The organism is Stenotrophomonas sp. YJH_SMC_81 (genome assembly GCF_059370875.1).
This window is the reverse complement of sequence record NZ_JCAFUB010000001.1, coordinates 387,856-400,693: the sequence shown is the minus strand read 5'-3', so window position 1 is coordinate 400,693 and position 12,838 is coordinate 387,856. Positions and strand designations below refer to the sequence as shown.

The following is a 12,838-nucleotide window of genomic DNA, read 5'->3' as shown; positions in this document are numbered from 1 at the left end:
ACCTGCAAGGGTGTCGAAGGTCATGTCCCTGCGCAAGGGGCGTGCACGCGCCAGAAGGCGTTGCAGGAAGGCACATCAGGCGTCGCCGCAGCGCCGAGCGAAGGCTGGGCGTCTGCCTGCCCAACGGGTGAATTGATGATGAACGCGTGCTCGCAGTTGCCCGCGGGTACAGGTTGCGCGCCTGCCGGGACATGACGTGTCCAGAGCGCTGTGCACGAGTGCCACGGCTGCGGCAGGGGGGGCGTGATGTCGGCTCAAGCCTTTGATTGGAGATGATTATTTGAACAATGCCGACGCGGGTTTACGCGCTCATGCTTCATTTCCCTGCGCGTCATATCAAATCGAACTTTTGCTGAATGTTGCCGTTTCGTGTCGTTATGTGTATGAATTCCGTTATCGGCACGTGAACAGTTGCTGACTAAATTTCCTCTGCCTTGCCGATGCAGAGCTTTTTGTGCCCTCACTTTCAGAGAGAGAGACATGCAGAAGACTCGCCCACTACCCCGTAATCCGTTGAGCCTCGCGCTCACCTCGGCCATTCTGCTTGCCGTTGCCCTGCCTGCCTTCGCGCAGGAGGCAGAAACTGCAAAGGAAACCGCTGAGAGCGCGAAGAAGGCTTCCAATGAAGCCGCGGCCACCCAGCTGGACCGCATCACGGTAACAGGCTCGCACATCTACCGCGCCGGCTATGACACCCTGGAACCAGCCGCTGTGGTGTCCCGCCAGGATATCGATGCGTACGGACACACCAACCTGATCGATGCGTTGACCAAGATTCCCGGTGTGTCCGCCGGCGTGTCCTCACGCGGTGATCAGGCCGGCTTCGGTGCGGGCGTGAACTTCGCCAGTCGCTTCGGTCTGGGCAGCAACCGCCTGCTGACCCTGGTCAACGGTCGCCGCTTCGTGACCTCGGCACCGCCAACCGTATTCGGCGCCGGCGGCGGCTCGGGCATCCAGGTCGACATGAACGCGATTCCGACCGTGATGGTCGAGCGTGTGGAAAGCCTGAGCATCGGTGGTGCACCCACGTATGGTTCCGACGCCATCTCAGGCGTGAACAACATCATCCTGCGTGACAAGTTCGAGGGCGCCGAGGTCGAGCTGGGTTTTGGCAGGACCACCAAGAACGACAACGACCGCTACTCCTGGTCTGCCATCTTCGGCAGCGGCTTCGCCGACGGACGTGGCCACTTCACCATTGCTGCCGAACTGGACAACAGTGAAGGCGTGAACGCGCTCCAGCGCGACTTCTACCGCAATGGCTACAGCCTGCAGACCAATCCGACGGCAGCCAACGTGGCGCGCTTCCAGCCGTGGCGCACGCCGGGCAATGACGGTCGCATTGACCCCAGCATCCCGTTCAACACCGGACCGGCCGACGGCATCGCCGACCAGGTCTGGATCCGCAACCGGCGTATCTCCAGCATGACCTTCGGTGGCCTGATCATGCCGTCGGACATCCAGGTGCGGCGCAGCTACCAGCGCAATGCCACGGGTGAACTGAACGGCTTTGGTCCGAACAACAAGCTCTGGCACTTCAACGACAAGGGCGATCTGGTTGCCTACGATCCGGGCATCTCCTATCCCAGCGGCAACGCGTCCGGTGGCGATGGCCTCAACCTCAACGAGACCGTCCCACTGATCGCCGACCTCGAACGCCGTACGGTCTATTCGACCGGCAGCTTCGACTTCAACGACAACGTGCGTGGCTTCTTCGAACTGTCGCACTACAGCGCCACCGCGCGCGAGACGCTGGACCAGAACGTCTACAACGCTGCCGGTTTCGGTGCCGCAAACCCCGATGGCAGTGGCGACCAGAGCGGCGCGATGCTGTTCAGCGCGAACAATCCGTTCCTCAGCGCGGAGTCCCGTCGCATCCTGGCCGAGAACGGCATCACCTCGTTCCGCCTGTCGCGCTCTTCGCGCGACCTGAGCATGAACAACGCCAGTACCGATACGCGCCTCAGCCGCATCGTGCTCGGCCTGGACGGCTTCTTCGATATCGGCGAGCGCCGCTTCAACTGGGAAACCAGTGTGACCCACGGCCGAGGCGACTTCGACTACAAGGGCACCGGCCTGATCCAGCAGAACTTCATCAATGCGCTCAACGTGAAGCGCGATGCAAGCGGCAACATCGTCTGTGATGCATCCGCCCGCGGCACCACTGCGGATCCGAACTGCCGTCCGCTGAATCTGTTCGGCGAGAACCAGGCATCGCCTGAAGCACTGGCCTATGTATCGACGCCGACCCTGGCCAAGGCGCGGACGCGCCAGACCGTGTTCAACGCGTCGGTGACTGGTGGCCTGTTCGACCTGCCGGGGGGCGAGTTCTCCTTCGCCGCAGGCGTGGAGCATCGCCGCGAAGAAGGCTCGTTCACCCCGAGCGAGTACCAGCGGCTGGGGCAGGGCCGTTCGGTGCCGATCCAGGGCGCCAAGGGCGACTATCACACCAATGAAATCTTCGCTGAGTTTCTGGCACCGCTGTTCAACCCCGACTGGGATCTGCCTGGCCTGCATCGCCTGGACTTGACTCTGAAGGGCCGCCGCGTGGTCAACTCGGTGGCTGGTGGGTTCAACGCGTACACCTATGGCATCCAGTACGAGCCGTTCGCGGGAATCCAGCTGCGCGGCAGCAAGACCCAGTCGCTGCGTGCCCCGTCCATTGCCGAGCTCTATACCTCGCTGCAGCCGGCGTACTACAACATCCCGGAAGTCTGCTCGGTGTCAGCCATCAACGGCGGCACCAATCCCGCGATTCGCCGCCGCAACTGCGAGGCCTTCTTCCAGGCCTACCCGGGCGCGGACCCGGCGACCTTCCAGGCGTCGCCGACCAACACCCTCGGCTCGGTCAACGGCTATACCGGCCTGAAGAACGAGAAGGCCAAATCCTGGACAGCGGGCATCGTGTTCGCACCGGACTGGGCGAAGGGCCTGCGCGTCGCCGCCGATTGGTATGACATCAAGATCACCGATGTGATCACCAGCCTGAGCCCGACCGACATCATCACCGGCTGCTTCGACAACCCGGATTTCAATGCGTCCAACGTGCCCAACGCCAACCGCTTCTGCAGCCTGGTCACGCGCAATCCGTTGACGGGTGCGGCCACCGATATCCGCACCGAGTACGGCAATGGCCCGGTGCTTATGTTCCGCGGCTGGACGGCCGAGGTGGACTACAACTGGGACATGGGCCGGTTCGGCCAGGTGGCACTGGGCTTCTACGGCTACATGCCGAAGAACCGTGGCCAAGCCGCCAACGCGGATGTGCCGTTCGTGGAGCGCGTGGGTACGTTCGAAGAGCCCAAGCGCCAGTTCCGCTGGACGGCGCAGCATGCCATCGGCAAGTGGAGCTATGGCGTGACGTCCAACTACACGAGCGGCTCGCAGTTCAGCCTGACCGCAACCCCGGAAAGCCGGCAGTACTTCAAGCGCGACAGCTGGACGACCTGGGATGCCAATGTCAGCTACCACCTGACCGACAATGCGCGCCTGAACCTGTCGGTGCTGAACCTGTCCGACGACATCGGTCCGTTCCCGTACGTACTGGACGCGCTTGGTCGCCGCTACATGGCCAGCCTCCGCTACAGCTTCCGCTGAGCGGGCGGACCTGACGGCAGGCCCTGTTCCACCAGGGCCTATTCTTCCATCCGCTCAGGCCGGACACGAAAAAGCCCCGCCATGGCGGGGCTTTTCCGTTGCTGCGGTTGCGGGATTACTTCACGCCGAACGCGTACTTGGCCTGCACGTAGATCGCGCGCCCGTAGGCGTTGTACAGGTAGTTGTTGTACGGCTGGCCGCTGGTGCCGGCGAAGCTGTAGCGCTGGTTGTCCGGCATCTTGTTGAACACGTTGTTGACCATCAGCGACAGGGTCAGGTTTTCCATCGCGCGGTAGTTCACGCTCAGGTTGTAGGTGGTGTAGGAACCCCACTTGCCTGCCTTGTAGCCGGAGCTGTGGACGTAGTCATAGCCGTTGCCCACGTAAGCCATGTAGTTCGGCGTCTTGCCGATGTAGTTGGCATACAGGGTGGTGGTCCAGTTGTCCTTGGCCCAGCCGATCGAGCCGTCCGCGCGTACCTTGGCGTACGAGTCATACACCCACATCGCATACGGGTCGTGCAGCAGGTCCAGGAACTCGTCACCCGGCTGCGGCTGCAGCTTGCGCTTGAGCATGTCGGTGTAGTTGGCCGAGAACTGCAGCGAACCGAAGCGACCGATGTCCTGCACGTACTTGAAGCTGGCGGTCAGTGCTTCCAGGTTCTGGCGGGCGACGTTCATCTTCGGCGTGTAGATCTCGTCGAGCACGCCCGATGCATCACGGGTGATCCAGTCGTCGACGTTCTGGCAGCTGGCCGAGGTGTTGTTGGACTGGCCGTTGCGGCAGTAGTACTCGGCCAGCAGCAGCTGGTCGGAGCTGAGCGTATCGACCTCGTTCTTGATCTTCCAGTTGTAGTAGTCGACCGACAGCGACAGGTTGTTGATCGGAGCCCACACGACGCCTGCATTCCAGACATCGGCGGTGATCGGCTCCAGGTCGGGGTTGCCCGAGCGGGTGCCGAACACCGAGACGCTGTCGTACGGGCAGCCGGTGGTGTTGGCCGGGTCGTAGCCCAGCTGGCCGCAGCGATAGTAGTCGGTGGAGCCGTTGGCGTAGTAACCGCTGCGACCCTGGAAGGCATCGGACAGGGTCGGTGCGCGGAACGCCGTACCGTACTTGCCACGGAACAACAGGCTTTCGATCGGGCGGAACTCGATGCCGACGCTGTAGGTGGCCTTGTCCACGGTGTTGCTGCCGATCTTGAAGGCGTCATAGCGGCCGGAGCCGGTGACGGTCAGCGTTTCCAGCAGCGGCATGCGCAGTTCGGTGGTCACCGCGTAGTTGCTGCGATGGCCGGCACCGGATACGGCGGTGGTCCCCCACACGCTGCCGTCCATCAGGCCCGGGTCGGGCGTGTAATCCCAGCCTTCACTGCCGCCTTCCAGAACCACGGCGAAGCCGGCATCGCCACCCGGCAGCTTGAACAGCGAGCCATTGGTGACCTGGGCGCGGGCCAGGTTCTGCCAGGTGCGGCTTTCGCTGTAGCTGTAGCCGGTGAAGCTCTGGAAGTCACCGGCGGGCAGCGGTGCGTAGAACGCTTCCCAGTTCGGGCTGTAGATGTTGTAGCCGGTGCTGGTGGTACCCAGCACCGGGCCCAGCACACGCTGCTCGAAGTAGTCGTTGATCGGGTCGTTCCAGCGCACGAAATTGCGCTCGGTCAGCTTGTACTCGCCACGGGTGAAGCTGAGGCTGTAGTCCCAGTTGCCTGCGGTGCCGCGGCCGCCGAGGGTGACCTGGTAGGCCTTGTTGCGGTCGGTGTTCATGATGTCGCGATAACCGCCGCCACCGATGTCCTCCGGCGCGAACACGCGCTGCAGGTTCATGTACTGGCCGCTGGCCTGGTCGTAGAAGCGGCCCCAGCCCGAGGAGGTGCCCCACCAGGTGTAGCCGGAACCGGTGGCGTACTTGACCTCCTCCAGGCTGTACAGCGCGTCGCCGAACAGCTGGAAATTGTCGTTCACGTCGAAGGTGGCCGAGCTGTAGATCTGCCCGCTTTCCTTGCCGTTCTTGATGGTCTTGTACCCGGTGCCGTAGACCGAGCCGCAGGCCTGGCCGGTCGGACGGGTACCGAGCACGGTGGTGCCGTCGAACTGGCCCGCTACGTTGGCGCACCGGTTCGGGTCCATCATCGCGTAGCGGTTGTTGGCGGCCGGCAGCAGCACCAGGAAATCGTTGGAGACGTACTGCGGGCTGTAACCGTCGGGGTTGTTGACCTTGGTCAGGTCGCGCTGGTAACCCCAGATCGGGCTGGTCTTCTCATACTGCACGTTGACCAGTGCATGGAAGCGGTCATCCTTGGAGTTGAAACCGCGTGCGCCGCTGAAGCGGAAGCTGTTGCCGCCACCTTCGCTGTAGGCACCGCCGCGCACATTGAGCACGCCGCCATCCATGCGCTCCTTGAGAATGATGTTGACCACGCCGGCGATCGCGTCCGAGCCGTACAGCGACGACTGACCACCCGGCAGGATCTCGATGCGCTCGACGATGTCGATCGGGATGCCGCTGATGTTGTTGAAGGTATCGCCGCCGTTGTACAGCGCCGGATACGAGAGCATCGGGCGGCCGTTGATCAGGTACTTGGTATAGCCCGGGCTGAGGCCGAACATGCCCGCCGCTTCGGCGCCCTGGGTGAAGGATGCGGAGGTCTGGCCACCCTGCAGGCCGCCCGTGGACAGCGAGGACTGCTGCAGGACATCGGCGACGCTGGTGAAACCGCGGGTCTGGATATCCTCGGCGGTGACGGTCAGGACGGGCGTGTGGTTCTCGATCTCGGTCTGCGGAATCAGCGACCCGGTGACGGTCACACGATCAAGCTGGGTCGGCGCATTGCCGTCCTGGGCCAGGGCGGTGCCGGAGGCCAGGAGGGTGCCGAGCAGGGCGAGGGTCAGAGGGTGGCGCGAGAGCGTGGAACGTTGGCGAGACATGGTGGATCCCCGTAGTGAGCAATGTCTTGGCGGCGCATTCCCTGCGCATTAACAATTCGTTCAGTGTGACTCCATTCAGGTCGACCGTAACACGTCGTTAACGCTGCCAACACAGGTTTGTCACATCAAGGTGCCGTTGGGAGATGAAAAAATGCTTCAGAATCAATGGATAAGGCGATTTGTTTTGGCATGTTTCAAAAGTTGGCGGCGTGCAAGGGAACATGTCGGCATTGCGGATATGCCTTGTAGATCAATGCGTTGCCTTGGATCAGCGCTGCCGGGAGCCCGGATGTTTGTGCGTTGTGGATCACACTTTCTGCTACAGGCCGGACAGGGGGCGGGGCTCAGTGGTGAAAAAAAAGGCCCCGCCGAAGCGGGGCCTGGTCCAGACACGCAGTCCGGAATACGACGGGATCAGAAGTCGTACTTGACCTGGGCCGAGATCTGACGGCCGTAGACGCTGTAGAAGCCGTCGTTGAACGGGGTCGATTCGTTGCCCGGGTAGTTGTAGCGCTGGCCTTCCGGCAGCTTGTTGAACACGTTGTTGACCATCAGCGACAGGGTCAGATCGTCCTGTGCCTGGTAGTTCAGGCTCATGTTGTACGTGGTGTACGAGCCCCACTTGCCGGCCTTGGCGCCGGAGGAGTGGACGTAGTCATAGCTGCGGCCGGTGTAGGCCAGGTAGTTCGGGGTGCTGCCGACGTAGTTGGCGTACACGGTGGTGGTGAACTTGGAGATGGCCCAGCCCACCGACACGTCGCCGCGTACCTTGGCGAAGTTGTCGTAGTACCACATGTTGTACGGATCGCTCAGCAGGTCCAGCTTCTGCGCACCCGGCAGGGCCACCACTTCACGCTTGAGCATGTTGGTGTAGTTGCCGGAGAACATCAGCGAACCGAAGCGGCCCAGGTCCTGCTGGTACTTGGCACCGACGGTCACCGCTTCCAGGTTCTGGCTGGCCACGTTGAGCTTCGGGGTGTACACGCGGGTCAGGTTGCCACCGGCGTCGCGGGTCACCCAGTCGGTCACGTTCTGGCAGCTGGCCGAGGTGTTGTTCGGCAGGCCGTTGTGGCACTGGTACTCGGCCAGCAGCAGCTGGTCGGTGCTCAGGGTCTTGACCTCGTTCTTGATCTTCCAGTTGTAGTAGTCGACCGACAGCGAGAAGTTGCTCACCGGGGCCCACACCACGCCTGCGCTCCACACGTCGGCGGTGATCGGCTTCAGGTCCGGGTTGCCGGACTTTTCGCTGTACACCGAGGTGGTCTTGTAGAACGAGCAGGCTTCGTCACGCAGCGCGTAACCCATCTGGCTGCAGCGGTAGTAGTCGTTCTGGCCGGAGGCGAACGAGCCGCTCATGCCCTGGAAGGCATCGGACAGGGTCGGCGCGCGGAACGCGGTGCCGTACTTGCCGCGCAGCAGCAGGCTTTCCACCGGACGGTATTCCAGGCCGATGCTGTAGGTGGCCTTGTCGACGGTCTTGTCGGCGATCTTGAAGGCGTCATAGCGGCCCGAGGCGCTGATGGTCAGCGACTCGAACACCGGCATGCGCAGTTCGCTGGTCACCGCGTAGTTGCTGCGGTGGCCGGCACCGGCCACGGCGCTGGCGCCCCACGCGTTGCCATCGACGAAGGCCTGGTCGGGCGAGTAGTCCCAACCTTCGCTGCCGCCTTCCAGCACGACGGCCAGGCCGGCGTCGCCGCCCGGCAGGGAGAACAGCGAACCGTTGGTCACCTGCACGCGACCGAGGTTCTGCCAGGTCTTGCTGCGGTGGGTGCCATAGCCGGTGAAGCTGGCGAACTGGTCCGGGGTGATCGGCGAGTAGAAGGCGGTGTAGTTCGGGTTGTAGATGCCGAAGCCATCAGCAGTGGTGCCCAGGCGCGGGCCCAGCACGGTGTCGCCGAAGAAGCCTTCGATCTTGTCCTTCCAGCGCGCGAAGCGGTTCTGGTCCAGACGGTATTCGCCGCGGGTGAAGCTGGCGCTGTAGTCCCAGTCGCCGACCATGCCCTTGCCGCCCAGGGTGACCTGGTAGGAACGGCTCTCATCGGAGTTCAGGATGTTGTTGTAGTGGCCCGGGCCGATTTCTTCCGGCGCGAAGGCGCGCTGCAGGTTCACGACCTTGCCCAGGCCCTGGTCGTAGAAGCCGCCCATCACCGACTTGGTGCCCCACCACAGGGCGCTGGAGCCGGAGGTGAACTCGGTCTTTTCCTTGCTGTACAGCACGTCGGCGAACAGCTGGAAGTTGTCGTTCACGTCGAAGGTCATCGACGAGTAGAACTGGCCGCTGTTCTTGCCGTTCTTCAGGGTCTTGTAGCCGGCGCTGTACACCGAGCCGCACGATTCGCCCGATGCACGCTTGCCGACGGTGGTGGTGCCGTCGTACAGGCCTGCCACGTTGGCGCAGCGGGTCGGGTCCATCATGTACAGCTTGTTGTCGGCGTTGCCGATGACAGCAAAGTCGTTCGACGGCAGCTGCGCGGTGTAACCGACCGGGTTGTTCTGCTTGGTGATGTCACGCTGGTAGCCCCAGATCGGGCTGCCGTTTTCGATCTGCACGTTGACCAGCGCGTGGAAGCGGTCGTCGAACGCGTTGAAGCCCTTGGCGGCGCTGAAGCGGATGTTGCTGCCACCACCTTCGGTGTAGGTACCGCCACGGATCGACATCGTGCCGCCGTCCATGCGTTCCTTCAGGATGATGTTGACCACGCCGGCGATCGCGTCCGAGCCATACAGCGACGACTGGCCGCCCGGCAGGACTTCGATGCGCTCGACGATGTCGATCGGAATGCCGCTGATGTTGTTGAACGACTCGCTGCCGTTGTACAGCGCCGGATACGAGAGCATCGGGCGGCCGTTGATCAGGTACTTGGTGTAGCCCGGATTCAGGCCGAACATGCCGGCGGCTTCGGCGCCCTGGGTGAACGCACCCGAGGTCTGGCCACCCTGCAGGCCGCCGGTGGTCAGCGATGACTGCTGCAGCACTTCAGCAACACTGCTGAAGCCGCGGGTCTGGATGTCTTCGGCGGTGATGGACATCACCGGGGTCTGCGTTTCGACCTGGGTCTGCGGGATCAGCGAACCGGTGACGGTGATCTTGTCCAGGTTGGTCGCCTTGTCCTGGGCCATTGCCGGGGAGGCGGCCATCAGAGCGGAAATCAGGGCGACGGCGAGCGTGTTGCGACGTGCGGTATTGCTGACGTGTTTCATGTAGTTCCAATGGAGAGCAAAAAACAAAAACGGCACTGCGCATGCGCCATCGCGCGGGCCGGAACAACGGGCTCCGCAGCTCAAAACAGTGCTGATCGAACGTAACATGAACTTAACAATCTGTGCACGAATCCGTCGCAATCCTGAATTTCAGTCAGGTTACGTCCAGCTTGTATGATGTCGGGTTATCCCCCTGACTCCGCCGGTGCTCGTTGTGAACAGTTCTCCCCGCCGTCCCCATGCCAGCCAGGTCCAGAAGGGACTTACGCCGCATGCCCGCATCCGCAATGTCATCGCGGTCGGTTCGGGCAAGGGCGGCGTCGGCAAGTCCACCACCTCGGTGAACCTGGCCGTGGCGCTGCAGCAGCTCGGTGCGCGGGTGGGCGTGCTCGACGCCGACATCTACGGCCCCAGCGTGCCGGCCATGCTGGGGCTGTCCGGCCGCCCGGAAAGCCCGGACAACAAGAGCATCGAGCCTCTGCGTGCGTTCGGCGTGGACACCATGTCGATCGGCTACCTGATCGAAGAAGACACCCCGATGATCTGGCGCGGCCCGATGGCCACCTCGGCGATGACCCAGCTGTTCAACGATACCCTGTGGGACGACCTGGATTTCCTGCTGATCGACCTGCCGCCGGGCACGGGTGACATCCAGCTGACCCTGACCCAGAAGATTCCGTTGGCCGGTGCAGTGATCGTCACCACGCCGCAGGACATCGCCACGCTGGATGCGAAGAAGGCGCTGAAGATGTTCGAGAAGGTCGAGGTGCCGGTGCTGGGCATCGTCGAGAACATGGCGGTGCACACGTGCAGCAGCTGCGGGCACATCGAGCACCTGTTCGGCGAGGGCGGCGGCGAGCGCATGGCCGCGCAGTACGGCGTGCCGCTGCTGGGGTCGCTGCCGCTGCAGATCGGCATCCGCGAGCAGGGCGATGCAGGCACGCCGATCACCGTGGCCCAGCCGGATTCGGCACCGGCCCAGGCCTACCGCCATGCCGCGCAGCGCCTGATCGAGGAAGTCGGCAAGCGCCCGCGGGCCTCGATCCCGATCCTGTCCTCGCTGCTGTAAGTGCTGGGGCAGGGGCCGCCGGCGCAGGCCGGCCCCCTGCTAGAATCCTCGCGCCCCCTCGTACCCCCAGGACAAAGCATGAGCATCAAGAGTGACCGTTGGATCCGCCGCATGTCCGAGCAGCACGGCATGATCGAGCCGTTCGAGGCCGGGCAGGTCAAGCAGGCCAACGGCCAGCGCATCGTCAGCTACGGCACGTCCAGCTATGGCTATGACGTGCGCTGCTCGCGCGAGTTCAAGGTGTTCACCAACATCAACTCGACGATCGTCGATCCCAAGCACTTCGATCCGGGCAGCTTCGTGGATATCGTCGGCGATGAGTGCATCATCCCGCCCAACAGCTTCGCGCTGGCGCGTACCGTGGAGTACTTCCGCATTCCGCGCGATACCCTGGTGGTGTGCCTGGGCAAGAGCACCTACGCGCGCTGCGGCATCATCGTCAACGTGACGCCGCTGGAGCCGGAATGGGAAGGCCACGTCACCCTGGAATTCAGCAACACCACGCCGCTGCCGGCGCGCATCTACGCCAACGAAGGCGTGGCGCAGATGCTGTTCTTCCAGGCGGCCGCCGATGACATCTGCGAGACGTCGTACCGCGACCGTGGCGGCAAGTACCAGGGCCAGACCGGCGTGACCCTGCCGCGGACCTGAAGATTGCAGGCGATTTGTAGAGCCGAGCCATGCTCGGCTTCAAGGCAGGGCAGCCGAGCATGGCCCGGCTCCACATGAAGGAAGGCGGCGCAATGCGCCGCCTTTCTTATTTGCCGCGACCGAACAGCATCGCGATGCCGACACCCACCAGGGCCACCGGCCACCAGGTCAGCAGCAGCTTGGACAGGTTCAGGTGCGTCCAGCCGAGATTGCTGGCGAGCATGAACAGGCCGATCAGGATCAGCAGGACGGCGGCAACGAGGTTGAATCGCATCGGGTCGGCGAAGGCTCAGGACAGGGCCGGATATCCTAGCCGTTCCTTCCAGTAGGCGACATGCTGGTCCAGCGCCGCCGGCTCGTAGCGGTGCGCCGGGCCGCTGCCCCAGACCGGGCCCGGCCAGGCCGGATCACCGTCATGGCGGCCGATCACATGGAAGTGCAGCTGGCGCACGATATTGCCCAGCGCCCCGATGTTGATCTTTTCCACCCCGTCGGAGCCCTTCAGGGCCTTGCAGGCGCGGTTGAGCTCGGTGCGCAGCTTGTCCTGCTGCTCGCCGTCCAGCTCGATCCACTCGGTGACCCCGGCCAGGCGCGGTACCAGCACCAGCCAGGGGAATCGTTCGTCGTTCATCAGCCGCACTTGCGACAACGGTCCTTCCGCCACCAGCACGCTATCGGTGGCCAGGCGTGAATCGAGTTCGAATTCGCTCATCCAAGATGCTCCGAGAAGAAGTCCAGGGTGCGTTGCAGCGCCAGGGCGGCGCTGTCTGGATCATACGCATGTCCGACCTCCCGGTTGAAGGCATGATCGGCCGGATAGACGTAGGTGGCCATCTGCGGCAGCTTCTCGCGGTGGGCCTGCACGGCTTCCGGTGGGATGCTGCGGTCCTGGGCGCCGAAGTGGAAGATCACCGGCGCCTTGGGTGTCTCATCAAGGAACTGGACGTTGCGGGCGCCGTAGTAGCTGACCGACGGCAGCCCCAGGCGCACTGCGGACAGCATCGCCACCGTGCCGCCCCAGCAGTAGCCGACGGTGCCCACCTTGCCGTAGGGGGCCAGCCGGGTGGCCGCCGCGCGGACCACTTCCAGCGCCCGCTCCATGCCCAGCGCGCCGACCCGTTCCAGGCCCTGCTTCACGCCGTCGGCGTCGTAGGGCAGCGCGTCCGGATCGGCGTCGGGGCCATCGAGCAGGTCAAAGAACGAGGGCGCCAGCACCGCATAGCCTTCCGCCGCGAAGCGCTCGGCCACGCTGCGGATATGCGGATTGGCGCCGAAGATTTCCTGCACCACCACCAGGCCGCCGCGCGCGGTGCCTTCCGGCAGGGCCTGCCAGGCCCGTACCGGGCCATGATGCGTATCCAGGGTGATCCACTCGGCCATCGTCATCTTCCTCG

8 protein-coding genes are annotated in these 12,838 nt (G+C 63.6%); 3 read left to right on the top strand and 5 right to left on the bottom strand.

All coding sequences use genetic code 11. From position 1 onward, the window contains the following. Nucleotides 1–480 precede the first annotated feature (480 nt). A complete protein-coding gene (locus tag AC5P8U_RS01875) occupies nt 481–3,597 on the top strand; it encodes a TonB-dependent receptor domain-containing protein (protein ID WP_188240770.1) in 3,117 nt (1,038 codons plus the stop codon). Between the two features lie 115 nt (nt 3,598–3,712). On the opposite strand, the gene AC5P8U_RS01870 is transcribed toward AC5P8U_RS01875, so the two are convergent. Together AC5P8U_RS01870 and AC5P8U_RS01865 are read right to left on the bottom strand one after the other, a co-directional pair. After that, entirely contained in the window at nt 3,713–6,520 is a 2,808-nt protein-coding gene (locus AC5P8U_RS01870) for a TonB-dependent receptor domain-containing protein (protein ID WP_065179173.1), read from the bottom strand. 414 nt (nt 6,521–6,934) lie between these two features. After that, the gene (locus AC5P8U_RS01865) at nt 6,935–9,724 is read right to left on the bottom strand and encodes a TonB-dependent receptor plug domain-containing protein (protein WP_065185504.1); all 2,790 of its coding nucleotides are present in this window, start codon (nt 9,722–9,724) and stop codon (nt 6,935–6,937) included. Between the two features lie 214 nt (nt 9,725–9,938). Here AC5P8U_RS01865 and apbC point away from each other — a divergent pair, with 214 nt between their 5' ends. Continuing rightward, nucleotides 9,939–10,793 carry an iron-sulfur cluster carrier protein ApbC gene (apbC, locus tag AC5P8U_RS01860; RefSeq protein ID WP_005418013.1) on the top strand — a complete coding sequence of 285 codons (855 nt, stop codon included), beginning with the start codon at nt 9,939–9,941 and terminating at the stop codon, nt 10,791–10,793. A 78-nt stretch (nt 10,794–10,871) separates the two neighbouring features. Next, nucleotides 10,872–11,444: a dCTP deaminase gene (gene dcd, locus AC5P8U_RS01855; protein ID WP_005418012.1), complete on the top strand. Its 573-nt coding sequence runs from the start codon at nt 10,872–10,874 to the stop codon at nt 11,442–11,444. A gap of 106 nt (nt 11,445–11,550) precedes the next feature. Here dcd and AC5P8U_RS01850 read toward each other — a convergent pair whose 3' ends face one another. From AC5P8U_RS01850 to AC5P8U_RS01840, 3 genes are read right to left on the bottom strand one after another with little or no spacing between them, the layout of a single operon-like run. Then, complete coding sequence (locus AC5P8U_RS01850) at nt 11,551–11,718, bottom strand: LiaI-LiaF-like domain-containing protein (RefSeq protein WP_005418011.1); 168 nt, start codon at nt 11,716–11,718, stop codon at nt 11,551–11,553. Between the two features lie 15 nt (nt 11,719–11,733). Further along, a complete protein-coding gene (locus tag AC5P8U_RS01845) occupies nt 11,734–12,156 on the bottom strand; it encodes an HIT domain-containing protein (RefSeq protein ID WP_049414742.1) in 423 nt (140 codons plus the stop codon). Next, complete coding sequence (locus tag AC5P8U_RS01840) at nt 12,153–12,824, bottom strand: dienelactone hydrolase family protein (protein WP_065179170.1); 672 nt, start codon at nt 12,822–12,824, stop codon at nt 12,153–12,155. Before AC5P8U_RS01840 ends, AC5P8U_RS01845 begins: the two co-directional genes overlap by 4 nt. Nucleotides 12,825–12,838: the final 14 nt, after the last annotated feature.